Origin of the sequence: Pantoea sp. SIMBA_079, from assembly GCF_046940275.1 — a bacterium.
In the GTDB taxonomy this organism is placed as follows: Bacteria; Pseudomonadota; Gammaproteobacteria; order Enterobacterales; family Enterobacteriaceae; genus Pantoea; species Pantoea borealis.
Genome location: NZ_JAWRYR010000004.1, coordinates 41,152 through 66,327, shown reverse-complemented (window position 1 = coordinate 66,327; position 25,176 = coordinate 41,152). Strand labels below are relative to the sequence as shown.

Below are 25,176 nucleotides of genomic sequence, written 5' to 3'. Positions count from 1 at the left end.
AAAGGCAGATATTATCCGGAAATGAGAGCTACATCTCAACCTTTACGCCGGCGGGAGCAGCCCTGAGAGCACGCAGAATTAAATTCCTGACGAATTACGGAGCAGTAAACGTATGTTTAACCCGCCGTGAGCGCTTAAAGTAGGGAACGAACAGGGCGGCAGCCAGTAGCGTCAGAAGCAAAGTCTGCAGCGCTTTGCCGTCTGCAACCGGCGTAAACGCAAAGGTTTTCAGCGCCAGCAGTACGGTCATCAGCAGCCAGATTGTATAGTGGCGTGGCAGGCGCCGTGAGCGTCTGCAGAATATCCAGCCTACCCAGATACTGTAGAGCCAGACCGCAGTGGCAGTAAGCAGGGAAATCAGCCACGGCGATAACAGCAGATTAGCGTGTGAAAACAGAGTGGTGCGCAGCTCGCTGTCAAACAGAGGACGCAGGTAGAGCGCGATAACCAGTGCGCTGGTGAGCATGGTCATAATCAGCCAGGCCAGCGGCAGTAGCAGCCAGCCCCCGATGCGCGGTGAGTGAAGAGATTCAGACATAATTAAACCACATAGCGCCACACTGACTTAGGTACACAGCCCAGATCGTATAATCGGCCACCAGAGACCAGTTCAGCGCGGCGATGATCGGCAGCACGATACATATTGATGATGTCATTATCATCGGTCAGCGAATAGTTGAGATGATCGTAGAGTTTTTCAAGACTCTCAAGATTATTCACTTTGCGAAATTTTAGCAGGTAATCCAGCGCAGTCATGATTGCCATTAAACAGAAAGAACGATTGAGGGCTCAAGTATAGGGAGCACGCTGCTGCTGTCTATATATCCGTGTTAAAAAAATTCAAAATTCAGACCAGGTAGATTAATTACTTAAGTAGTAGCAATTTTTTTAGTTATGCCGCGCGGTTTCACAGCAAAACATCTATTTTGAAAACATCTTATTTCCCCTGCTGTGAGAAAAACTAACAGGGGATAACCGCCGCGCTTTTTTTATTTATTTTTTGCCGGCAATTAAGTCCCGCCGGCACAACGGGTTGATTAAGCCAGCGTACCGTCTGGCGTAGTGTGCGGGTTATCACAAAATTGCTTATTGCTTTATGAACAACAGCATAACCATTCTTTACGCAGCCGTTGTAATCGCTTCCAGCCTGTTCAAATCTAACCAGTTCTGTTTATTACAGTTATTTATCCCCTTCGATAATAAAACACAGCCGTTTTATCCATAAAGCTGACGGTCACTAATCATGCTTCAACAGCGTAACTCCTTTAAATCATTCTGTTTTGTGAGTTACGTCGCGCTAGTTTTACCTGAATTACGTCAGGCTTAATCTGCGTTTGTACCCCGACTACACACTCCCTTCAGAGGAATGAAAACTATGTGGAAACGTTTACTCCTGACCGCCATGGTAAGCGCCGCGCTTAGCACGCCGGTGCTGGCTGCTGATATGACAGTGGGATTCTCGCAGGTTGGTTCAGAATCGGGCTGGCGTGCAGCTGAAACCAGCGTAGCGAAAAGCGAAGCTAAAAAGCGCGGCATTACGCTGAAAATCGCCGATGGCCAGCAGAAGCAGGAAAATCAGATCAAAGCAGTACGTTCGTTTATTGCTCAGGGAGTGGATGCCATCTTCATCGCGCCGGTGGTGCAGACCGGCTGGGAGCCGGTGCTGGAAGAAGCGAAAGATGCCAAAATCCCGGTATTCCTGCTGGATCGCGCCATTGTCGTTAAGGATAAATCCCTCTACATGTCAGTGGTGACCGCAGACAACGTGCTGGAAGGCAAGCTGATTGGTGACTGGCTGGTGAAAACCGTCGGCGACAAGCAGTGTAACGTTGTCGAACTGCAGGGAACGGTCGGTGCCAGTGTGGCTATTGATCGTAAAAAAGGGTTTGCAGAGGCGATAGCCGGACATAACAACATTAAAGTGATCCGTTCTCAATCCGGTGACTTTACCCGCAGTAAAGGTAAAGAGGTGATGGAGAGCTTTATTAAAGCTGAGAATAACGGCAAAAACATCTGCATGGTGTATGCCCACAATGATGATATGGCAATCGGTGCCATCCAGGCGATAAAAGAAGCAGGTCTGAAGCCGGGCAAAGATATTCTGACGGGGTCGATTGATGGCGTACCGGATATCTATAAAGCGATGCTGGCCGGTGAGGCCAATGCCAACGTAGAGCTGACGCCAGATATGGCCGGCCCGGCGTTTGATGCGCTGGAGAAGTTTAAGAAAGATGGCACCATGCCACCAAAAATCATTAAAACGGAGTCGAAGCTCTTCCTGCCGGCGGATGCGCAGACAGAACTCGATAAAAAGAAAAACATGGGTTACTGATCCCTGCAGCCGCCCTGCGGGGCGGCTCTGCTGACGTCAGCGAGGTAGAGCCTGATGAGCACCATCGATGATACACCGCTGCTCACGCTGAGCGGCATCAGTAAAGGGTTTCCCGGCGTAAAAGCGCTGGACAACGTGTCGTTTACTATCCGCAAAGGCGAGATCATGGCGCTGCTGGGTGAAAACGGCGCTGGTAAATCAACGCTGATTAAAGTGCTGACCGGCGTCTATTCACGCGATGCCGGTACTGTCACCCTTAACGGAGAGGCAATCACGCCGCACAGTACGGCAGATGCGCAGCGCGCAGGGATCGGCACGGTCTATCAGGAAGTTAACCTGCTGCCAAATATGTCGGTGGCGGATAACCTTTATATTGGCCGTGAGCCAAAGCGTTTTGGCATGGTCGATCGTCGCAAAATGAACCGTGATGCTGACACGCTGATGCGCAATTATGGCTTCGCGCTGGATGTAACGCGCCCGCTGGGACATTACTCTGTCGCCATGCAGCAGATTATCGCTATCTGCCGCGCGGTCGATTTGTCCGCACAGATACTGATTCTGGATGAACCCACGGCGAGTCTGGATGCCAGTGAAGTAGAGATGCTGTTTACGCTGATGGCGCAGCTGCGCGCCAGAGGCATGAGTCTGATATTTGTGACCCATTTTCTTGATCAGGTGTACCGTATTACCGATCGCATTACCGTGTTACGCAACGGCCAGTTTATTGCCACGCGTGATACCGCCTCACTGCCGCAAATAGAGCTTATCAAACTGATGCTGGGGCGTGAGCTGCTCGAAACCGCACTGCAGCGGCAGGGCAGCACCTTACGCAGCGATCAGCCGGTGGTAGCGTTTGAAGATTACGGCAAAAAAGGCACCATTGAACCCTTCAGCCTGCAGGTCAGGCCGGGCGAGGTAGTCGGCCTGGCGGGTCTGCTCGGCTCAGGCCGCACTGAAACCGCAGAGGTGCTGTTTGGGATCCGGCGTGCCGATCGCGGTACTGCGCGCATTAAAGGCAAGGTGCAGACTATTCGCACCCCGGCGCAGGCCTCCCGCCTCGGAATGGGGTTCTGTCCCGAAGATCGTAAAACAGATGGCATTATTGGTGCGGCTTCCGTGCGTGAGAATATTATTCTGGCGCTGCAGGCTCAGCGCGGCTGGCTGCGTCCAATCAAACGACGCGAGCAGCAGGCTATTGCCGATCGCTTCATTAAAAGTCTCGGCATTCGTACGCCGCATGCCGACCAGCCGATCGAGTTGCTGTCAGGCGGCAATCAGCAGAAGGTGCTGCTGTCGCGCTGGCTGGTGACCAAACCCCAGTTTCTGATCCTGGATGAGCCCACGCGCGGCATCGATGTGGGGGCGCACGCTGAGATTATTCGTTTGATCGAGTCGCTCTGCGCGGATGGTCTGGCGCTGCTGGTGATCTCTTCGGAACTGGAAGAGCTGGTTGGCTACGCCGATCGCGTAGTGATTATGCGCGATCTGAAGCAGGTGGCTGAAATTCCACTCGAGCAGCTCTCCGTGGCGTCCATTGTGAACGCCATTGCTGAGGGAGGCGCACAACATGCTTGAATCACCTATGACACAGTCAAAACCTGAAAGACGTAAGCTGAAACTGCCGCCGGGTATGCCACAGATCGCCGCGCTGATTCTGGTGCTGCTGATTGACAGCCTGGTCGCGAATAACTTTTTTGCCATTCATATTCAGGATGGTCGTCTGTTTGGCAGCCCAATCGATATTCTGAACCGTGCTGCGCCGGTAGCGCTGCTCGCCGTGGGGATGACGCTGGTGATTGCGACCGGCGGAATTGATCTGTCCGTGGGTGCGGTTATGGCGATTGCGGGCGCAACGGCGGCCACGCTGACCGTCGCCGGACATAGCCTGAGCGTGATTGTACTGGTAACGCTGGGCACCGGTCTGCTATGCGGCTTATGGAATGGGGTGCTGGTCGCGCTGCTGAAGATTCAGCCGTTTGTGGCCACGCTGATTCTTATGGTAGCGGGGCGGGGCGTGGCCCAGCTGATTACGCAGGGGCAGATCGTGACGTTCAACAGCGAGAGCCTGGCGTGGTTTGGCAGCGGCTCGCTGCTCTGGTTACCGGTACCGGTGTGGATCACGCTGCTGGTGGCGCTGGCCGTCTGGTTGCTGACGCGCAAAACAGCGCTGGGGCTGTTTATTGAAGCGGTGGGCATCAACCTGCGCGCGGCGCGCAATGCAGGCGTTAACGGCTGGCTGGTGGTGATGTCGACCTATGTGATTAGCGGCTTATGTGCGGCGGTGGCCGGACTGATTGTGGCGGCCGATATCCGGGGTGCTGACGCCAATAACGCCGGCCTGTGGCTGGAGCTGGATGCCATTCTGGCCGTGGTGATTGGCGGCGCATCCCTGATGGGCGGCCGCTTTAATCTGGTGCTGTCGCTGATGGGTGCTCTGATTATCCAGTCTATGAATACCGGGATCCTGCTGTCGGGTTTCCCGCCGGAACTGAACCAGGTGGTGAAAGCGGTGGTCGTGATGTGCGTGCTGTTGCTGCAGTCGCCGCGTTTTATCGCCATGCTGAAGGGGAAGCGTTCAAGATGATAAAGCGTCATTTGCCATTGATGATCACGCTGCTGGTATTTGTGGCAGGTTATCTGTTCTGTCTGAGCCAGTTTCCAGGCTTCGCATCAACACGGGTTATCTGCAATATTCTGACGGATAACGCTTTTCTGGGCATTATTGCCGTGGGCATGACCTTTGTGATTTTGTCCGGCGGCATCGATCTGTCTGTAGGGGCGGTGATCGCCTTTACCGGCGTGTTTCTGGCACGCATTATCGGTGATTTCCACCTGGATCCGCTGCTGGCGTTTGCAGTGGTTCTCGCGCTGGGGGCGCTGTTCGGCGCCATGATGGGCTGGCTGATTGATGCGCTGAAGATCCCGGCGTTTATTATTACGCTGGCAGGTATGTTTTTTCTGCGCGGCTGCAGTTACCTGGTGTCAGAGAATTCCATTCCGATCGATCATCCTCTTTACGCCACGCTGTCAGGCCTGGCGTGGAAAATCCCTGGCGGCGGACGGCTGAGCCTGCTGGCGGTGATTATGCTGGTAGTGGTCGCCGGGGGCATTATTCTGGCGCACCGTACCCGATTCGGAAATCAGGTATACGCTATTGGCGGCAATCTCACCTCGGCGCAGCTGATGGGCGTGTCGACCCGCGCGACGACCATTAAGGTTTATATGCTTTCCACAACGCTGGCGACGCTGGCCGGTATTGTGTTCTCTATCTATACCTCAGCCGGTTACGCGCTGGCCGGGCTGGGCGTAGAGCTGGATGCAATTGCTTCGGTAGTGATTGGCGGTACGCTGCTGTCGGGCGGTGTGGGTACCGTGCTCGGCACGCTGTTTGGCGTACTGATTCAGGGTCTGATTCAGACGTGGATTAATTTCGACGGGACGCTGAGTTCGTGGTGGACCAAGATTGCTATCGGCATCCTGCTGTTTGCTTTTATCGCCTTGCAGCGCATGCTGACCGTGATGTGGGATCGCCAGCAAAACGCACCGGTCAAACGCCTGACCCCGTAGGGGCGCATTTATACGCCCCTGGCCTCCATCCGGCATCATCCCACCCGTAGGGGGCGCATTAATGCGCCCCTGGCCGACACCGGCTCCTCAGCCATACGCATTCATGCGCCCCTGGCTGACACCGGTTCTTCGGCCATACGCATTAATTCGCCCCTGGCCGATATTGGCTCTTCGGCCTCCATTCATTTCGATACCACGGCCGGTAAAGCCCGGGGCGATCGCACAGGAACCCGGCGTCCAGCCGATCGGCCGCGCCATCCCTGGCGCGGACGCTTTGCTCTTCGCCCCGGGCTTTACCGGCCTGCCAGCCCCATCACGCGTTGCCAGAACCCCATCTTCCCGTACCGGATATCTGCAGAAACCAGGGCGGCATTAATGCCGCCCCTGCGGCGTGCCACCGTTACCCCGGAGGGGGCGCATTCATGCGCCCCTGGCCGACACCGGTTCTTCGGCCATACGCATTCATGCGCCCCTGGCCGATATTGGCTCTCTGGCCTCCATTCATTTCAATACCACGGCCGGTAAAGCCCGGGGCGATCGTAAAGGAACCCGGCGTCCTGCCAATCGTCCGCACCATCCCTGACGCGGACGCTTTGCTCTTCGCCCCGGGCTTTACCGGCCTGCCAGCCCCATCACGCGTTGCCAGAACCCCATCTTCCCGTACCGGATATCTGCGGAAACCAGGGCGGCATTAATGCCGCCCCTGCGGCGTGCCACCGTTACCCCCGTAGGGGGCGCATTAATGCGCCCCTGGCCGACACCGGCTCCTCAGCCATACGCATTTATGCGCCCCTGGCCGACACCGGCTCCTCAGCCATACGCATTAATGCGCCCCTGGCCGATACCGGCTCCTCAGCCATACGCATTAATGCGTCCCTGGCTGACACCGGCTCCCTGGCCTCCATTCATTTCGATACCACGGCCGGTAAAGCCCGGGGCGATCGTAAAGGAACCCGGCGTCCTGCCGATTGGCCGCGCCATCCCTGGCGCGGACGCTTTGCTCTTCGCCCCGGGCTTTACCGGCCTGCCAGCCCCATCACGCGTTGCCAGAACCCCATCTTCCCGTATCGGATATCTGCGGAAACCAGGGCGGCATGCCACCGTTACCCCGTAGGGGGCGCATTTATGCGCCCCTGGCCGATATTGGCTCCCTGGCCATACGCATTAATGCGCCCCTGGCCGACACCGACTCTTCGGCCATACGCATTCATGCGCCCCTGGCCGACACCGACTCTTCGGCCATACGCATTCATGCGCCCCTGGCCGACACCGGCTCTTCGGCCATACGCATTCATGCGCCCCTGGCCGATATTGGCTCCCTGGCCGATTTTAAACCGGGAATTTCAGGCAATAAAAAAGCCGCGACGGCGCGCGGCTTAATTTCTGGTCAGTTATCAGAATCAGCGGGCTAAGCGGTAATAGACTTCGTTCCAGCGCAGCGCGTCCTTAAACGCAGGCAGGCGGGTTTCTTCATCGATCACCATGACTTCAATACCGTTCAGTTCGCCGTAGAGATACATATCCTCCAGATCCAGCGCCTGGCTGAATACCGTGTGGTGCGCGCCGCCGCCAAGGATCCAGGCTTCTGACGCCGTTGCCAGCGACGGCTGAGCACGCCACAGCGCACGGGCAACCGGCAGCTTTGGCAGCGGTTTAGGCTGCTCAATCGCATCCACCACGTTAACCAGCAGGCGGAAACGATCGCCAAGATCGATCACGCTGGCATTGATCGCGCGTCCGGCCGGCGTCGAGAAAATCAGGCGCGCCGGATCGGCCTTGCCGCCAATACCCAGGAACTGAACATCAATCAGCGGTTTCTCCTCTTTGGCGATAGAAGGACAAACTTCCAGCATGTGCGAACCCAGCACCAGATCGTTGCCCGGCGAGAAGTGATACGTGTAATCCTCCATAAAAGAGGTACCGCCCGCACGTGTACCTGCCTGCACTTTGAGAATGTGCAGCAGCGCTGCGGTTTTCCAGTCACCCTCGCCGGCAAAGCCATAGCCCTGGCCCATCAGACGCTGCACTGCCAGCCCTGGCAGCTGCGTCATACCGTGCAGCGTCTGGAAGTTGGTGGTAAACGCTTTACACCCTTCATCCTCGAGGAAGCGTTTCAGGCCCAGCTCAATGCGCGCAGCGTCCAGCACGTTCTGCCGCTTGTCGCCGTTAACGGCTGCCGCCTCGCTGAAGAGATACTGACTCTCATACTCATCGATCAGCGCGCTGACGTCACCGTCGCTGACGCCATTGATCACTTCAACCAGATCGCCCACGCCCCAGCCGTTAACGGCGTAGCCAAACTGGATCTGGGCGGCAACCTTGTCACCTTCAGTGACGGCAACTTCACGCATGTTATCGCCAAAACGGGCAACCTTAAGCTGCTGGCTCGCCTGTTTTGCCAGCACGGCGTTGATCCAGCGGCTGATACGCTGCTGGCTGGTGCGATCCTGCCAGTGGCCGGTGATCACGCTATGCTGTAATCCCATACGTGCGCCGATGAAACCGAACTCGCGGCCGCCGTGTGCGGTCTGGTTCAGGTTCATAAAATCCATATCCATGCTGTCCCACGGGATCTCTGCATTAAACTGGGTATGGAACTGCAGCAGCGGCTTATTTAAAACGCTCAGTCCGCCAATCCACATTTTTGCCGGCGAAAACGTGTGCAGCCAGGTGATGATGCCGACGCACTGGTTGTCGTGATTCGCTGCCCGGCAGAGCGCCAGCGCCTCATCCGGCGATTTGACCAGCGGCTGAAGCACCAGCGGCACCGGCAGTGTACCCGCCTGATTAAGCCCTTCCATTACCTGACGCGCGTGCTCTTCCACCTGGCGCAACGTTTCCGCGCCGTAGAGGTGCTGTGTACCGATAACAAACCACACGTGCTGTGCGTTATGCTGTTCCATTAAACCACTCCTTTACTGTGCGGATAGGGTGCGCGGCGCGTACTGTGGTTCAGCCGCCTCACACCAGTTTTGATAACGTTGATAGAGCTGCTGATACGCCGCTACGCGCTGTGCGTCGGGCTGCAGCGTGACTGCAATCGGGCTGGCCATCACCTGCTGAGCGGCAGGTACGTCGGGATAGACCTCTGCCGCCACGGCCGCAAAAATTGCCGCACCCAGTGCGCAGCACTCGTCCGACGCAACAATATCCAGCGGACGGTTCATCACATCACAGCACGCCTGCATAATGGCAGGGGATTTGCGGGCGATCCCCCCCAGCGTCAGAATGCTTTTTACCGGAATCGCCTGCTGCTCAAAGCACTCCATAATGGCCCTTGCGCCAAAAGCCGTGGCGGCGATCAGCCCGCCAAACAGTGCCGGTGCATCGGTGCCCAGATTAAGATCGGTAATGACGCCTTTCAGCCGCTGATTGGCATCCGGGGTACGGCGACCATTAAACCAGTCCAGCACCACCGGCAGATGATCAAGTTGCGGATTGGCGGCCCAGGCTTCGGTAAGCTCGCGGATCAGGTCCTGCTGCAGCGCAGCCAGCTGCGGTTGCAGTTCAGGATGACGCTGCGCCGCCTGTTGCAGTGGCCAGCCGAGCAGGCGGCTGAACCAGGCATAGATATCGCCAAAGGCCGACTGGCCCGCTTCGCAGCCAATCGCACCAGGGACAACGCTGCCGTCGACCTGGCCGCAAATGCCCCGGATCGCGCGGTCGCCGACGGTTTCACTGTCTGCAATCAGAATGTCGCAGGTTGATGTACCAATGACTTTTACCAGCGTATAGGGCTGAGCACCGGCCCCGACCGCGCCCATGTGGCAGTCAAAGGCGCCGCCAGAGATAACCACCTGTTCCGATAAGCCGAGGCGGGCAGCCCATTCAGCGCTCAGCGTGCCAACCGGCAGGTCGGCGGTCCAGGTATCGGTAAACAGCGGTGAATCGAGCTGTTCTGTCAGCATGGGGTCAAGCGCGTTGAGAAAGGCCACGTCCGGCAGGCCCTGCCACTCCGGATGCCAGAGCGATTTATGTCCGGCGGCGCAGCGCCCGCGACGCAGCTTATCGGGGGCGGTCGTACCGCTTAGCAGCGCCGGCACCCAGTCGCAGAGTTCAACCCAGGAAACAGCCGCCTCCCGCACGGCGGCATCCTCCCGCGAGACGTGTAAGATTTTCGCCCAGAACCATTCGGAGGAGTAAATGCCGCCAATATAGCGGGTGTAGTCGGTAAAGCGCCCGCTGTGACACAGACGCGTGATCGCTTCAGCTTCTTCAATGGCAGTATGATCTTTCCACAGCACAAACATGGCGTTGGGATTTGCGGCAAATTCCGGTCGCAGCGCCAGGACATTACCGTCGCGATCGACAGGCGCCGGCGTTGATCCGGTTGTATCCACGCCGATCCCGGCTACCGCCGCGCGCTGTTCAGGCGTTAATGCCTGCAGCACGCTGACCAGCGCCTGCTCCATGGCATCGATGTAGTCCTGCGGATGATGACGAAACCGGTTAGCGTGCGCGTCGCAGAACTGGCCCTGCGCCCAGCGCGAATAGTTGACCACCGCTTTTTCCAGCTCTTTGCCGCTGTGGCAGTCAACCGCCAGCGCACGCACTGAGTCACTGCCAAAATCCAGCCCAATTGTTATGGCGCCAGCACCCATCGGGATTCTCCTGTGTGAGTTATATGGGTTCTATCCTGCGAGGCAATGTCCCGGGCCGTTAGTCATCAGTGGCTGACAATATGTACTTTTCTGTCATCGGAGAGGTTGTGTGATCGGCCGCAAAAGTCAGGCACCGGTTAATTTTGCTGAATATATGGATATTTTTGCCTTCGTTTTGCTATGTGATACCGCTCTACATTTTGTGCCGCATTTCTCGCTACAACTAGCCCAGCGTTTGCACAGCCTTTCAGCAACTCTTGAGCTAACGCACTGATTTTGCGCTGTACAAGAAAGCAGAATTCAGATGGTAGCGTTTACACAAAAACGTTAATAACAGCGATAAAACACCATTGTGCCGGAGAGCATCATGCATAAATTCACTAAAGCGCTGGCGGCCGTCAGCCTCGCCGCGGTTATGTCACATTCCGCTATCGCCGAGACGATGAAGCTCGGTTTTCTCGTTAAACAACCTGAGGAGCCGTGGTTTCAGACCGAATGGAAATTTGCTGATAAAGCCGGCAAAGATCTGGGTTTTGAGGTGATTAAAATTGCGGTCCCCGATGGTGAAAAAACGCTTAACGCCATCGACAGCCTCGCGGCCAGCGGTGCGGAAGGTTTTGTCATCTGCACCCCCGATCCCAAACTCGGCTCGGCCATTATGGCGAAAGCGCGCAGCTACGATCTGAAAGTGATCGCGGTAGATGACCAGTTTGTCACGGCGAAAGGCAAGCCAATGGAGACCGTTCCGCTGGTAATGATGGCGGCAACAAAGATCGGCGAGCGCCAGGGTCAGGAACTCTATAAAGAGATGCAGAAACGCGGCTGGGACGTTAAAGAGACGGCGGTGATGGCGATCACCGCTAACGAACTGGATACGGCGCGTCGTCGTACCGGCGGCTCGATGGCGGCTATTAAAGCAGCAGGCTTCCCTGAGAAGCAGATTTATCAGGTCCCGACCAAATCCAACGATATTCCCGGTGCGTTTGATGCCGGTAACTCGCTGCTGGTGCAGCACCCGGAAGTGAAACACTGGCTGATTGTCGGCATGAACGATAACACCGTGCTGGGCGGCGTGCGTGCCACTGAGGGCCAGGGTTTCAAAGCGCCGGATGTGATTGGTATCGGCATTAACGGCGTGGATGCGATCAGCGAACTCTCTAAAGGTTCCGCGACCGGTTTCTATGGTTCACTGCTGCCCAGCCCGGACGTTCACGGTTATAAGAGCAGCCAGATGCTCTACAACTGGGTCACTAAAGGCGAAGAACCTGCCAGATTTACAGAGGTGACGGATGTGGTGCTGATCACCCGCGATAACTTCAAAACCGAACTGGCGAAGAAAGGGCTGATGTAACGCACAGGGCGCGCATTCATGCGTACCTGGTTTGCAGGGTGCGCATTTATGCGCACCTGAAATCCGACGGGCATTATCAGGAGTTTCCATGGAGACCGATCAGGCATTTCTCTCTTTTCATGGCATCAGCAAAACCTTTCCTGGCGTAAAAGCACTGCAGGATATCGGCTTTGAGTGCCGCGCCGGTGAGGTGCACGCGCTGATGGGCGAAAACGGCGCAGGAAAATCAACGCTGCTGAAGATCCTCAGCGGCAGTTATCAGCCCACAAGCGGCGAAATCCGCATCCAGGGCGAGGCAAAACACTTCACCAATACGGTTGATGCGCTGGATGCCGGCGTCGCCATCATCTATCAGGAGCTGCACCTGGTACCGGAAATGAGCGTGGCGGAGAATATCTATCTCGGCCAGCTGCCGCATAAACGCGGTCTGGTAAACCGCAAACTGCTGCGTTATGAAGCCGGACTGCAGCTGAAAAACCTCGGGATGGATATCGATCCCGATATGCCACTGAAATATCTCTCACTGGGTCAGTGGCAGATGGTGGAGATTGCAAAGGCGCTGGCGCGCAACGCCCGCATTATTGCGTTTGATGAACCAACCAGTTCGCTCTCAGCGCGCGAAATTGAGCATCTGTTCCGCGTTATCCGTCAGCTGCGGGCCGAAGGACGGGTGGTGCTTTATGTGTCGCATCGCATGGAGGAGATTTTTGCCCTGAGCGATGCAATTACCGTGTTTAAAGATGGCCGCTATGTGCGCACGTTTACGGATATGCCCAATACCCACCACGACGATCTGGTCGAGGCGATGGTCGGGCGCAACCTGGGCGATATCTATGGCTATGCGCCACGCGAGCTGGGCGCCGTTCGTTTTCAGCTCGACCAGGTCGAGGCGAAAGGGGTGCGCATGCCTGTCTCACTGACCGTGCGCGCGGGAGAAATTGTAGGGTTGTTTGGTCTGGTAGGCGCCGGACGCAGCGAGCTGATGAAAGGGCTGTTTGGGGCCACAAAACTGCGTGGCGGCACGGTTTCACTTGATGGCAGGCCGCTCACGATCCGCCAGCCGATTGATGCCATCCGGGCGGGCATTATGCTCTGTCCTGAAGATCGCAAAGCGGAAGGCATTATTCCGGTGCACTCCGTGCGGGAGAACATCAATATCAGCGCGCGACGCCATAACCTCACGGCGGGCTGCCTGATCAGACCTGCCTGGGAGGCGAAAAACGCAGAAAGCCATATCCGTTCGCTCAATATCAAGACGCCTGGTCCGCATCAGCTGATCATGAACCTCTCCGGGGGCAACCAGCAAAAGGCCATTCTGGGTCGCTGGCTCTCGGAAGAGATGAACGTGATCATGCTGGATGAGCCAACGCGCGGTATTGACGTTGGCGCGAAGCATGAAATTTACAATCTGATTTACCAACTGGCAGGCAAAGGGATTGCGGTGCTGTTTGCATCCAGCGATCTGCCCGAAGTGATGGGGCTCGCCGACCGCATTATTGTCATGCGCGAAGGTGAAATTGCCGGAGAACTGACGCACGACACGGCAACCGAACAGCTGACGCTCAGTCTGGCGATGCCGAAAACCCCTCAAGCGGCCGCCGTGGCCTGATGTACAGGAGAGCAACAATGGCTTCATCTACCACTTCCAATACGCCACCGGTGCAGCGCAGCGGGCTGCAGCTGGGACGTATCTGGGACAATTTCGGCATGCTGGTGGTTTTTGCGCTGCTGTTTATTGTCTGCGCCATCTTTGTGCCGAACTTTGGCACGTTTATTAATATGAAAGGGCTGGGCCTGGCGATGTCGATGTCCGGCATGGTGGCCTGCGGTATGCTGTTCTGTCTGGCGTCGGGCGACTTTGATCTCTCCATCGCCTCGGTTATCGCCTGCGCCGGCGTGGTGACGGCGGTGGTGATCAACATGACCGAAAGCCTGTGGATTGGCGTAGCCGCCGGGCTGCTGCTGGGTATGGCGACCGGTTTTGTGAACGGATTTGTCATTGCCCGGTTAAAAATCAACGCCCTGATCACCACGCTGGCAACGATGCAGATTGTGCGCGGACTGGCCTATATCTTCTCTGACGGTAAAGCGGTAGGCATTGAAGATGAACGCTTTTTTGCGCTGGGTTATGCTAACTGGCTGGGCGTGCCGGCACCTATCTGGCTCACCATTGCCACCATGGTTGCGTTTGGTTTCCTGCTGAACAAAACCACGTTTGGCCGCAATACACTGGCAATTGGCGGCAATGAAGAAGCTGCCCGGCTGGCTGGCGTGCCGGTAGTGCGTACCCGCATCATTATCTTTATCCTTTCAGGACTGGTTTCAGCCGCCGCGGGCATCATTCTGGCCTCGCGTATGACCAGCGGTCAGCCCATGACTTCGCTGGGCTATGAACTGATTGTGATCTCGGCCTGCGTGCTGGGCGGCGTCTCGCTGAAGGGCGGCATCGGTAAAATTTCCTATGTGGTGGCGGGGGTGCTGATCCTGGGGACCGTAGAGAATGCGATGAATTTACTGAATATCTCGCCATTCTCACAGTATGTCGTGCGGGGTCTGATACTGTTAGCCGCAGTGATTTTCGATCGCTATAAACAGAAAAACAGAGCCGTTTGATCCTGGCGGCGCAACCCGGGTGTTGCGCCGCGCGTCATGCTGAGAGTGAGGGCACTATGTACCATCGCGAACCCCCCAGTGAACAACAGAACCCCCTGCTGCCGGGCTATCCGTTTAACGCCTGGCTGGTAGCGGGACTCACGCCAATTAACGCGCAGGAGCCGCTCGACTTTTTTATCGATCGACCGCTGGGGATGAAGGGCTATATTCTCAATCTCACCATCCGTGGCAAAGGCCGGATCTTTGATGGCGAATCCGCTTTTGACTGTGAGCCGGGTGACCTGCTGCTGTTCCAGCCGAAAACGCCGCACTACTATGGACGTGCACCAGACAGTCCGTGCTGGCACCATCGCTGGGTCTATTTTCGGCCGCGCGCCTACTGGATCGACTGGCTGGAGTGGCAGGATCAGAAGCAGGGCGTGGGCCGGCTGCGTCTGACCGAAGCGCTGTGCGGCGAATTTGATCGCCTGTTTGCCAGCATTGAACAGACGCACAACTCCGGGCGTCGCTTTGCTGAAGAGCTGGCGATGAACCTGCTGGAGCGTCTGCTGCTGCGTGCGGTGGAAGAGGATCCGCGCAGTCATCAGCAAATTCGCGATCCGCGTGTGATTGAAGCCTGCCAGTTTGTGACCAATCATCTTGCCAGCGAAGTCAAAATCGAGGAGGTGGCGCGGCATGTCTGTTTATCGCCTTCGCGGCTGGCGCATCTGTTCCGCGAACAGATGGGCATTAATCTGCTGCGCTGGCGTGAAGATCAGCGGGTGATCCGCGCCAAGCTGCTGCTGCAGACAACGCAGGAGCCTATCGCCTCCGTGGGACGGGAAGTAGGTTATGACGATCAGCTCTACTTTTCACGCGTGTTCCGCAAACGCGTGGGCGTCAGCCCGAGTGATTTCCGCCGCCGCAGCCAGGATGCGCACGACGCGCTCGAAGCGCAGCAGAACTGGCCGGAGCCTGGCCGGGCGATCTCTTTCAGCTGATTCCACCTTGTTCTCACCGGCTGATTCGTCTTAAATCAGTCGGGTATATGACAAAAGGAGTGAGAATGAGCGATAAACTACGTGTCGGCCTGATAGGCTATGGCTTTGCCAGTAAAACCTTTCATGCCCCTTTAATCGCCGGAACAGCCGATATGGAACTGGCAGCGATCTCCAGCAGTGATGCCGCTAAAGTGCATGCTGACTGGCCCTCGGTACAGGTCGTCGCCGATCCGCAGGCGCTGCTGGACGATCCCACCCTGCAGCTGATTGTGATCCCCACCCCCAATGACACCCATTTTCCGCTGGCTAAAGCGGCCCTGAATGCCGGCAAGCATGTGGTCGTTGACAAGCCTTTCACCGTCACGCTATCGCAGGCGCGTGAGCTCGATCAGCTGGCAAAATCCAGAGGATTGCTGCTGTCGGTATTCCATAACCGCCGCTGGGACAGCGATTTTCTGACGCTGAAAATGTTACTCAGTGAGGGCACGCTTGGCGAGATACGCTATCTGGAGTCACATTTCGACCGCTTTCGCCCGGAAGTTCGCCAGCGCTGGCGCGAGATGAAGGGACCGGGCAGCGGCATCTGGTTTGACCTCGGCCCGCACGTGCTGGATCAGGCGCTGCAGCTGTTTGGTATGCCGGTCGCGATCAATGTGGATATGGCAGAGCTGCGCCCGGGCGCGCAAACCACTGACTATTTCCACGCGGTGCTGACTTACCCGACGCGCCGCGTGGTGCTGCACGCCAGCATGCTGGTGGCAGCAGAGTCACCGCGCTTTGTGGTACACGGCACGCGCGGCAGCTACGTAAAGTATGGGCTCGATCCGCAGGAGGATAGTCTGAAATCAGGCGCCAGACCGCCGCAGCAGGCGTGGGGCTACGATATGCGCAACGGCACGCTGACGCTGGCGGAAGGCGATATGCTGGTGGAGCAGGAGCTGCTGACGCAGCCGGGCAACTATCCGGCCTACTATGCGGCGATCCGCGACGCGATAGCCGGCACGGGGCAAAATCCGGTGCAGGCAGAAGAGGCGATACAGGTTATGGAGCTGATTGAGCTGGGTCTGCAGTCTGCAGAGAAGCGTCAGACGATGTCACCGCGCTGATGTTACGCGCCGCCGCAGGGCGGCGCGTTATCTCTGGTGCTTAGCGCCTCAGCCTGCTACGCGCTGGCGCAGCGCCGCTTTCTCCGCTTCGCTCAGGAATGCAATCGCCACACCATTTTCCTGCGCCTGGCGGATCTCTGCCAGAGAGAGACCTGCTGCAGGGGCCGCCACCTCATATTCATGCGCCAGTTCCACACCCTGAACCGCCGGGTCATCAGTATTCAGCGTGGCCAGAATACCGTGCTGCAGGAACGCTTTCAGCGGATGCTTCTCCAGCGAGGAGACGGTGCTGGTCTGGATGTTTGAGGTCAGGCAGGATTCGATGCCGATACGCTGCTCAGCCAGAAAATCCATCAGCGCCCGATCTTCAATCGCCTTAACGCCGTGACCGATACGCTCCGCGCCCAGTTCGCGAATGGCCTGCCAGATACTCTCCGGACCCGCCGCTTCGCCGGCGTGCACGGTGATGCGAAAACCGGCGTCACGTGCCCGGTTGAAGTGGCTCAGAAACTCACTGCCCGGAAAGCCCAGCTCATCGCCCGCCAGATCCACGGCGGTGATACCGTCGCGATGTGCCAGTAATCCTTCCAGCTCGCGCAGGCACGCCTCTTCACCAAAGGTGCGGCTCATAATGCCAATCAGATTGACATCCACACCGTACTGCTTCACGCCCGCACGCACACCATCAATTACCGCTTCTGTTACGCCCGCTACCGGCAGATTATGGGTCATCGCCATATAGCCCGGAGAGAAGCGGAGTTCCGCATAGTGAATGCCTGCACGCGCTGCATCTTCGACGTTTTCCAGCGCAATGCGGCGACAGGCGTCGAGATCGCCCAGCACCTTAACGCCCCAGTCGAGCTTCTGCAGAAAACTCACCAGGTCGGGTTCGTTAGCGGTGACCTGCACGTGAGGACGCAGTGCTTCAAGAGAGCTGGCGGGCAGAGAGAGGTTAAACTGGCGGCCGAGATCGAGAATAGTTTGGGCGCGGATATTGCCATCAAGGTGGCGGTGAATATCGGTAAGAGGAAGCTGCTGGTCGATCATGGCGCACTCGCTTGTCAGGAATAAAGTGCAGAGCATTATAAAAATATCTTGCGCAACTGCGCCAGCGATTTGCGCAAAGCGGAGAACAGATGGTGAATATTAGAGCGAAAAGGCGCCGCCTCTTCCCGCAGGATGAGGCGGCGTACCGCAGAGGTTACTGTGGCATGCCTTCACTGGTTGGCATTCCCAGCATATAGCGGGAGAGGAACTGCTCCAGCGACATCTTGTCACCGTTCATCGTTACCTGACCGTTCGCATACTGCAGACTGGTGACAATATTATTATCCTGCTGCTGCGTCAGACGGAACATCTGGCCCATCGCAGCCACGCCTTTGACCTGCTGATCGGCCAGCTTCTGCGCGTCATCTCCCTGATATCCTTCTGCCAGGCCAACATGACGCATCGTTTCTGTTGCCATTGGCATATTGATATTCAGTTTGCCATCCAGCGTTTTCAGCATGCGATCCACTGCTGCCCCCAGGCTCTGCGCCTCGCCGCTGACTGCCGCCGGATCGTTGAAGCCGATATTCAGGTTAAACGTGCTTTCACCTTTATCATTTTTCCAGCTCAGCGGCGCAATGCTCACCGCCGGCGCGCCTTTCAGCAGCAGCGGCAGGTTGTTGCGCAAAATGGTCTGCACGCTGGCCTGATAGCGAATCGGATCCTCAGCAACACCCGGCTGGCGCAGCAGATCCTGCATCTGGGCATTGTAAGTATCGGAGAAGGTTTTCACCGCCTGCGCATCAAACTGCGAAAACTTCATCGCCAGACGCGCTTCGCCGAAAGGCTGCTGCTGCAGGTTGATATTCCCCACTTTGTAATCAATGGTGCCGCCGATTTTGCCCTCTTTATTATCAAAAGAGGATTTACCGTCGATGTTCTGCAGCGTCATTCCCTGCTGACCGTTGATGCTCGCTTCCAGTTTATCCAGCGTGATGTTCTGATCGCCCACGCGCACGCCTTCCGGGCTCAGGTGAGTATCACCGCCCAGTGCCAGACCGTTCAGGGTGAACAGCACCGGCTGCTCCAGCTGATTTTTGCTGGTGACGGCGATGCTGGAAAACTCACCTTTCAGGCTGACTTTATCGCCTTTGCTGTCGGCGCTGACGTCAAGCTTACCGCCGTTGGTAGCCAGCCGGTCGCCGGTCTGTGCGTTGCTGTAGTCCACTGGCAGCAGGGTCAGCGCCGTATCAGTAGCCCCGCTGTAACCAATACGCGTATCGGCTGCAACCAGTGATTTGCCGTCAGTCAGCGCGAACAGTTTTTTCACCGCGTCAGTATTGGCAAGCTCTGAGTGCACTGAGGCCATTGCCGGCAGAATATTGCCACGCTTCAGTTGCGCAAAGGGGAAAGGGCCGTGATCGATGGTTTCATTCAGCACAATGGTCTGACCCGGCTTAAGCAGCGGGTTATCCACCGTTTGCGAGCTCGCCTGAACAACCAGTTTCGTGCTGCTGCTGAACAGGCCGCGCTGATAATCCTGATAGCTCAGCGTCAGGCGGCTGTTGGGTGCCCAGGCGTTAATCTGGCTGTTGGCATGTTGCAGCATCTCATCCTTATGGCTCTCAATCTGCTTGCCGGTAAACCACGCTGCGCCGGTCCAAACCACACCGAGCGCGATAATCACACCTGCTGCAACCTGAGTCTTTTTCATCGCTGAGTCATCCTTATCCTTGCGTTCGCGCCCCGTCAGGGTAACGCGCCGGGTGAAGAAAAACGCCCGCAGGCGTTTAAAGTAATCGTCTGAAAGGATAGCAGTTAACCGGCGCAGCGTCAGCCGTCTGCAGTGAGCGCGCAGAAGACGCGGGCCAGACGTCCGCTGCCTGAGGCTGCAATCGGTGCTTCGCGGGCGGCAACAAAACAGGATTCGCCTGGCTGCAGGATAAGCTGGCTATCCGCGCTGGCAAGCCGTGCTTCACCCTCAATACAGAACAGCAGGGCGACGCCGGCCGGTGCCAGCGGCTGCGCCACGGCAGAAAGCAGGTGAATGGCAAAAGCAAAATCATCCACCGGCACCGGAAAATGCAGCGCCTGCGCATCGCGCTCAGGCTGCAGCCGCAGCGTACCGGCCGCGCGGGCGGTAAAGTTCAGGTTAGCCAGCAGCTCCGGCATATCGATAAATTTTGGCGTCAGGCCGGCACGCAGCACATTATCTGAATTTGCCATAACTTCCAGTGCAGTGCCCTGCAGGTAAGCGTGTGGCGTTCCGGCAGAGAGAAACATCGCTTCGCCGGGCTGCAGCAGCAGCTGGTTAAGCAGCAGTGGTGCAAACAGACCGTTATCGTCCGGGTAATCAGCCGCCAGCTGCCGTACAGTCAGCCACGGCTCCGCATCCCGTGACGCTGCCACTGAGCACAGGATCGCCAGCGCACGCCTTTTTTCATCCCCCTGCAGCGAGAACAGCGTGGCAAACAGGCGGGCAAGGGCATCTGGCGTGGCCTGCTCAATAAAGTGTCCAATCTGCGGATGCGCGCCCGCTACCGCGCTCAGCAGCGACACCATTTCAGGCCGCTCGCGGAAACCGTTCAGCGCCTGGAAAGGCGTAAGCGCATAGAGCAGCTCTGGTTTATGGCTGGCATCTTTATAGCTGCGCTGCGGCGCATCCGGAGCAATACCGGCCGCGTTTTCACGGGCAAAACCGGCGGCAGCTGCGTGTTTGTCCGGATGCGCCTGCACGGAGAGCGCTTTCGCCGCGCAGAGCACCTTAAACAGAAACGGCAGTTCACCAAACCGGTCAGCGACGGCGCGGCCCAGCATTGCCACCGGATCGCGCGCGATCGCATCGCGCAGCGAGCGGGGCTGGCCCTCAGTAACCAGCGTTGACGGGCTTTTCGGGTGCGCGCCCATCCACAGTTCTGCCAGCGGCCGGCCCTGCGGATCGGCGATACCATACAGTGCCGTTAACGCCGTTGTGCTGCCCCAGTCGTAATACTGCAGTGAGTTATTCAATTTATGCATATTTTGCCCTCAGCTGAACAGTTATTGCCCAGTAAAGCAGAAAATGTCAGCAATTAGCGCGACCTGTGTGCAGGAAACGCGATGTGACCGCATACTGTTTTATTGATTCGGATCGCCAGCAGGGTGTTCAGACGTCCCATGCAGGTATCACTTCACTACTGAGTAAGGAGAAGAGGGCTATGGCAGCCAGTCGCACTGAAAAAGATTCAATGGGTCCCATCGATGTGCCGGCAGACAAACTCTGGGGCGCACAGACGCAACGCTCGCTGGAGCATTTTCGTATTTCAACTGAGAAAATGCCGGTTGAGCTGGTCCGGGCTCTGGCGCAGACCAAGCGGGCAGCGGCGGAGGTGAACCGCGATCTGCAGCTGCTGCCGGACGATCGCGCGGCAGCGATTATTCGCGCGGCGGATGAGGTACTGGCCAACCAGCACGCCGATCAGTTTCCGCTGGCGATCTGGCAGACCGGCTCCGGCACCCAGACCAACATGAATATGAATGAGGTACTGGCCAATCGCGCGAGCGAAATCCTCGGCGGTGAGCGCGGTATGGCGCGGCGGGTGCACCCTAATGATGATGTGAATAAAAGCCAGAGCTCTAACGATGTCTTTCCCACCGCTATGCACGTGGCGGCCGTCACGGTACTGCGCGAGCAGCTTATTCCGCAGCTGGAGGTGCTCAAAACCACACTGGCCCGCAAAGCGGATGCATTCAGCGATATTGTGAAAATTGGCCGTACGCACCTGCAGGATGCCACGCCGCTGACGCTGGGGCAGGAGATCTCCGGCTGGGTGGCCATGCTGGAGCATAGCCTGAAGCACGTTGAAAACAGCATTCCTCATCTGTCTGAGCTGGCGCTGGGCGGCACCGCCGTGGGCACCGGCCTGAACACGCATCCTGAATACGCCGTCCGCGTGGCGCGGGCGCTGGCCGCGCTGACCGGTCAGCCATTTGTTACCGCGCCCAACAAATTTGAAGCGCTGGCAACCTGCGATGCGCTGGTGCATGCGCACGGCGCGCTGAAAGGTCTGGCGGCGTCGCTGATGAAAATTGCCAACGACGTCCGCTGGCTCTCTTCCGGTCCGCGCTGCGGCATTGGTGAAATCAGCATCCCGGAAAATGAGCCGGGCAGCTCGATTATGCCGGGTAAAGTGAATCCGACGCAGTGTGAAGCGATGACCATGCTCTGCTGCCAGGTCATGGGCAACGATGTGGCGATCAATATGGGCGGGGCGTCCGGCAACTTTGAGCTGAACGTATTCCGTCCTATGGTGATTCATAACTTCCTGCAATCGGTACGGCTGCTGGCCGACGGCATGGACAGCTTTAATCATCACTGTGCAACAGGCATTGAGCCGGTGCGGGAGCGCATCGATCAGCTGCTTAATGAGTCTCTGATGCTGGTAACCGCGCTGAATACGCACATTGGCTATGACAAAGCGGCTGAGATTGCCAAAAAAGCCCATAAAGAGGGCCTGACGCTTAAAGCGGCCGCGCTGCAGCTCGGTTATCTGGATGAGGCGCAGTTCGATGCCTGGGTGCGCCCGGAAGAGATGGTTGGCAGCATGAAAGCGTAATCCTGCAGGGGGCGGCCGCGCCGTCAGGCGAGGCGGTCGCTCCAGAGGTGCAGACGCGGGATGATCAGATGCAGCGGCTGCGCCAGCGGTTTATAGCGATGGGCGATGTTCTCTGCGTCGTAATTCAGCAGTTCGCCCAGTACCGGCACCTGCGTTTTGTCACGACACAGTACCAGCAGCGGAGAAGGGCAGGCCAGCTGCGTCTGTTTCTTCTCGCTGGCGCGCCAGACGCGTGCAATAGGCTGCACTTTGACCGGCCGTTTGATTTTCAGCTTTGCGCTCGCGGGCAGCGATCGCACCAGCTCCAGCTCCAGCTGAACTTTTTCTGCCCATTGCTCGCGCGTCCAGGGCGCCTGAGCGCGATTTGCTTTCAGGCTGCGCTCCAGCTGCTCAATAACGGCTTCCCGCGTCAGATTTTTAATGATGTTTTTATTGGCCCAGCCAAAGCGCAGCGTATCCGGCGCATGAAGCAGGGGCACGCTGCGATAGGCATTCAGCGTAATCAGTCCGCGCAGATGCTGATGCACAAATTCAAAGCGCGCTTCGCTCGGTAAACCGGACTCCACGGTTATCAGCTGCTCCAGCCGCTGCTTGAGCGCGTTGATCTCGCTGACCTGCAGGGTAATCTGTTCAGCAGCATGTTCGTCTGCCTCAATACAGAGCGCACCGGGCAGCCGTACGGCCGCTTTAGTACTGAGCTTTTCTGACTGATGCTGCATAAACAGCCGGCAGTAGTGAGTGAGCGCCATCTCGCGTGCGCTTTTCCCCAGATGCTGGGTAACCGTTATTTTATCAATCTCGTCATGTTCATGACCTTTTTCAATTGCCGGCAGGCTAAATACGCGAGCCACCAGCAGCGGCTGCTGCTCAATGCTGGCGCGCAGCGCGCCGAGGCGCTGTTCCAGCGTATTGACGCACTCATGTAAATCAGCGACTAAATCGTAGCGAGCCATTATGTTCTCCTTTGTTACAACATCCTTAATGTACCTGTGTACACGTTGCTGGCAAGAGGCTATTTTAGTTACAGCATACTTATTAATTTTATATAGATCCTGACAGAAGCCACGGAGTGGTTAGCTGCTTAACAGCAAAGAGCGTTCAGCCTGAAGAATATCCATGCTATAACAACGCTTTATCTTATATGGGGCCACCCTGTGCGCTATCATGCAAAACCCGCTATTCCGGCTATTATCACGCTGGGTGCGGTCCAGATCCTTTCATGGGGCGGGTCGTTCTACCTGATGGCTGTGATGGCCGCTCCGATTATCGCTGAAACCGGCTGGCCCCGGCAGTGGGTCTATGGCGCACTGTCACTCGGTATTCTGGTCTCGGGTTTGCTGGCGCCGCTTAGCGGCCGTCTGATTGCCCGTGGATACGGACCGGCACTGCTGGCAGGCGGCGGTATCGTGATGGCTGCAGGCCTGGTGCTCATGGGGCTGAGCTATCGGCCCGGCTGGTTTTTTGCTGCATGGCTGCTGATAGGCACAGGGATGGCCATGAGCCTTTACGATTCGCTATTTGCGACGCTCGGCACGCTGTATGGCGGACAGGCGCGCAGCGCCATTACCGGGGTGACGCTGATTTCGGGCTTATGTACCACGCTGGTATGGCCGGGAACGGCATGGCTGATTGCGCTCGCCGGCTGGCGTGACGCCTGTTTTATTATTGCTGCGCTGCTCACGCTGCTGGTATTCCCCGCCTATCGCTATGCGCTGCCGCCGCCGGTGATGCAAACAGAGAGCAGGGGAGGTGAGACCGGCGCCGCCTCTGATGCCCTGCAGAACGCCCCCTCATCACAACTTTTCTGGCTGCTGTGCGCCATTTTCACCCTCGCTTCGGTTATTATGACCGCCATCTCGGTTCAGCTTATTACGCTGCTTCAGTCAGGCGGTTATTCACTGAGCGCGGCGCTGGCGCTCAGCGCCATTCTCGGTCCCTGTCAGATCGGCTCGCGGCTTCTGGATGTCCTGTTTAAGCGTAGTCACCCCATATGGACTGCCTTGTTCTCTGTGGGACTGGTCGCAGCGGGGCTAATGCTGCTGGCGCTGTTTCCGGCCATGGCGCTGGTTGCGATGATGCTGTATGGCGCCGGGAACGGCTTGCGGGCCATCGTACGCGGTACATTACCGCTGGTTGTGGTCAAACCAGAGCATTATGCCGTGGTCACCGGTCGTATGGCGCGGCCGGCGCTGATAGGGCAGGCGCTGACGCCGCTGGCGGGCGGCTGGCTGTTTGCCCGTGCCGGCGCTGATATCACGCTCTGGGTGCTGTGCGGGCTGGCAGGCGTAAATGTATTGCTGGTCATGCTGCTTAAGCAGCAGTTACCGGCGCAGGCGTCGTCCGTGCAAAACTAAGCAGCTTGTGCGCAAACCGCCTTGCAGATGGGGAATCCGTGCCCTGTAAGGCCGGGGTTGCTTCTAAAAAGCAACAGTGTTTGTTATATTTATTGCTCATTGTTCACTCATTGACGCGCTATAAAAACAAAAAGATAAGCCGCAACTCAGGATATTGAAATGTTAGATTATCGCTTCCCGACAGCTCTGCAGATGGTTTTAAGTGTCGCGATGGCGGAGCAACTGGGAAAACGCTCGACCAGCGCAATTCTGGCGTACGGTCTGGAGGCGAATCCCAGTTTTATTCGTAAACTGATGGTTCCGCTGACGCGCGATGGCATTATTGTTTCGACGCTGGGTCGTACCGGCTCAATTCATCTGGGCCGGCCCGCAGCGGAAATCACGCTACGCGATATCTATACGTCAGTGATTGAAGACAAAAAACTGTGGGCGTCGCGACCGGATGTTGCACCGCGTTGTCTGGTCAGCGCCAACCTCTGCTGGTATTTCAAATCGATTGCTCAGGAGGCGGAAGAGGCGTCGCTGAAAGTGCTGGAGACGCGTACCGTGGCGGATGCGCTGAACGAACTGAAAAGTAACGATACCAGCAATTGTGAGCCGCTGCCGGATGTTGAGCCCGCCGGACTCTGCCAGAAACCCTGATAACACCGGTGCGTCATACGCAGCCGGAACGTCAATAGCATATAAAAA

The 25,176-nt window shown here is 57.3% G+C and carries 21 protein-coding genes; 13 read left to right on the top strand and 8 right to left on the bottom strand.

The window, feature by feature from the left end; translation table 11 throughout:
- Positions 1-94 precede the first annotated feature (94 nt).
- Positions 95-538 carry a DUF2569 domain-containing protein gene (locus SB719_RS07670; RefSeq protein WP_065649439.1) on the bottom strand — a complete coding sequence of 148 codons (444 nt, stop codon included), beginning with the start codon at positions 536-538 and terminating at the stop codon, positions 95-97.
- A 2-nt stretch (positions 539-540) separates the two neighbouring features.
- Positions 541-756, bottom strand: a complete 216-nt coding sequence (ydgT, locus tag SB719_RS07665; protein ID WP_039384201.1) for a transcription modulator YdgT — start codon at positions 754-756, stop codon at positions 541-543.
- A gap of 619 nt (positions 757-1,375) precedes the next feature.
- On the opposite strand from ydgT, the gene ytfQ reads away from it, so the two are divergent.
- From ytfQ to SB719_RS07640, 5 genes are all read left to right on the top strand, one after another.
- On the top strand, positions 1,376-2,332 hold the full coding sequence (gene ytfQ / locus SB719_RS07660; RefSeq protein ID WP_065649438.1) for a galactofuranose ABC transporter, galactofuranose-binding protein YtfQ: 957 nt from the start codon (positions 1,376-1,378) through the stop codon (positions 2,330-2,332).
- A gap of 54 nt (positions 2,333-2,386) precedes the next feature.
- Positions 2,387-3,907: a galactofuranose ABC transporter, ATP-binding protein YtfR gene (ytfR, locus tag SB719_RS07655; RefSeq protein ID WP_065649437.1), complete on the top strand. Its 1,521-nt coding sequence runs from the start codon at positions 2,387-2,389 to the stop codon at positions 3,905-3,907.
- Positions 3,908-3,914: 7 nt separating this feature from the next.
- Positions 3,915-4,916, top strand: coding sequence for a galactofuranose ABC transporter, ATP-binding protein YtfT (gene ytfT, locus SB719_RS07650; protein ID WP_412159152.1), 1,002 nt, complete (start codon positions 3,915-3,917; stop codon positions 4,914-4,916).
- A complete protein-coding gene (yjfF, locus tag SB719_RS07645) occupies positions 4,913-5,899 on the top strand; it encodes a galactofuranose ABC transporter, permease protein YjfF (protein ID WP_065649435.1) in 987 nt (328 codons plus the stop codon). The genes ytfT and yjfF overlap by 4 nt, the downstream gene beginning before the upstream one ends.
- 1,094 nt (positions 5,900-6,993) lie before the next feature.
- Complete coding sequence (locus SB719_RS07640) at positions 6,994-7,311, top strand: hypothetical protein (protein ID WP_412159112.1); 318 nt, start codon at positions 6,994-6,996, stop codon at positions 7,309-7,311.
- Here SB719_RS07640 and araA read toward each other — a convergent pair.
- A complete protein-coding gene (araA, locus tag SB719_RS07635) occupies positions 7,300-8,802 on the bottom strand; it encodes an L-arabinose isomerase (RefSeq protein WP_412159111.1) in 1,503 nt (500 codons plus the stop codon). The two genes, SB719_RS07640 and araA, sit on opposite strands and share 12 nt — an antisense overlap.
- 12 nt (positions 8,803-8,814) lie before the next feature.
- Complete coding sequence (locus SB719_RS07630) at positions 8,815-10,500, bottom strand: ribulokinase (RefSeq protein WP_304232043.1); 1,686 nt, start codon at positions 10,498-10,500, stop codon at positions 8,815-8,817.
- Between the two features lie 367 nt (positions 10,501-10,867).
- Between SB719_RS07630 and SB719_RS07625 the strand changes: the two genes are divergently transcribed.
- The 5 genes from SB719_RS07625 (at position 10,868) to SB719_RS07605 (ending at position 16,550) form a co-directional block, all read left to right on the top strand.
- Entirely contained in the window at positions 10,868-11,851 is a 984-nt protein-coding gene (locus tag SB719_RS07625; protein ID WP_304232040.1) for an arabinose ABC transporter substrate-binding protein, read from the top strand.
- An 88-nt stretch (positions 11,852-11,939) separates the two neighbouring features.
- Positions 11,940-13,460 (top strand): L-arabinose ABC transporter ATP-binding protein AraG, encoded by a 1,521-nt coding sequence (araG, locus tag SB719_RS07620; protein WP_065649430.1) that lies wholly within the window; start codon positions 11,940-11,942, stop codon positions 13,458-13,460.
- Between the two features lie 17 nt (positions 13,461-13,477).
- Positions 13,478-14,464 (top strand): L-arabinose ABC transporter permease AraH, encoded by a 987-nt coding sequence (gene araH, locus SB719_RS07615; protein WP_065649429.1) that lies wholly within the window; start codon positions 13,478-13,480, stop codon positions 14,462-14,464.
- 56 nt (positions 14,465-14,520) lie between these two features.
- Complete coding sequence (araC, locus tag SB719_RS07610) at positions 14,521-15,444, top strand: arabinose operon transcriptional regulator AraC (protein WP_292971609.1); 924 nt, start codon at positions 14,521-14,523, stop codon at positions 15,442-15,444.
- A 65-nt stretch (positions 15,445-15,509) separates the two neighbouring features.
- The gene (locus SB719_RS07605; protein WP_304232034.1) at positions 15,510-16,550 is read left to right on the top strand and encodes an oxidoreductase; all 1,041 of its coding nucleotides are present in this window, start codon (positions 15,510-15,512) and stop codon (positions 16,548-16,550) included.
- A gap of 48 nt (positions 16,551-16,598) precedes the next feature.
- On the opposite strand, the gene add is transcribed toward SB719_RS07605, so the two are convergent.
- The 3 genes from add to manA all read right to left on the bottom strand — a co-directional run bounded on the left by add (position 16,599) and on the right by manA (position 20,555).
- Positions 16,599-17,597: an adenosine deaminase gene (gene add / locus SB719_RS07600; protein WP_065649426.1), complete on the bottom strand. Its 999-nt coding sequence runs from the start codon at positions 17,595-17,597 to the stop codon at positions 16,599-16,601.
- 154 nt (positions 17,598-17,751) lie between these two features.
- Complete coding sequence (locus tag SB719_RS07595) at positions 17,752-19,251, bottom strand: YdgA family protein (RefSeq protein WP_304232029.1); 1,500 nt, start codon at positions 19,249-19,251, stop codon at positions 17,752-17,754.
- Between the two features lie 119 nt (positions 19,252-19,370).
- Positions 19,371-20,555 (bottom strand): mannose-6-phosphate isomerase, encoded by a 1,185-nt coding sequence (manA, locus tag SB719_RS07590; protein ID WP_292971600.1) that lies wholly within the window; start codon positions 20,553-20,555, stop codon positions 19,371-19,373.
- Between the two features lie 179 nt (positions 20,556-20,734).
- On the opposite strand from manA, the gene fumC reads away from it, so the two are divergent.
- Positions 20,735-22,132 carry a class II fumarate hydratase gene (gene fumC / locus SB719_RS07585; RefSeq protein ID WP_314688919.1) on the top strand — a complete coding sequence of 466 codons (1,398 nt, stop codon included), beginning with the start codon at positions 20,735-20,737 and terminating at the stop codon, positions 22,130-22,132.
- Positions 22,133-22,155: 23 nt separating this feature from the next.
- On the opposite strand, the gene tus is transcribed toward fumC, so the two are convergent.
- Complete coding sequence (gene tus / locus SB719_RS07580) at positions 22,156-23,085, bottom strand: DNA replication terminus site-binding protein (RefSeq protein WP_065649422.1); 930 nt, start codon at positions 23,083-23,085, stop codon at positions 22,156-22,158.
- Positions 23,086-23,286: 201 nt separating this feature from the next.
- Between tus and SB719_RS07575 the strand changes: the two genes are divergently transcribed.
- Both SB719_RS07575 and SB719_RS07570 read left to right on the top strand, forming a co-directional pair.
- A complete protein-coding gene (locus tag SB719_RS07575; RefSeq protein WP_304232024.1) occupies positions 23,287-24,486 on the top strand; it encodes an MFS transporter in 1,200 nt (399 codons plus the stop codon).
- 159 nt (positions 24,487-24,645) lie between these two features.
- Positions 24,646-25,128, top strand: coding sequence for an RrF2 family transcriptional regulator (locus tag SB719_RS07570; RefSeq protein ID WP_065649420.1), 483 nt, complete (start codon positions 24,646-24,648; stop codon positions 25,126-25,128).
- The last annotated feature ends 48 nt before the right edge of the window (positions 25,129-25,176 follow it).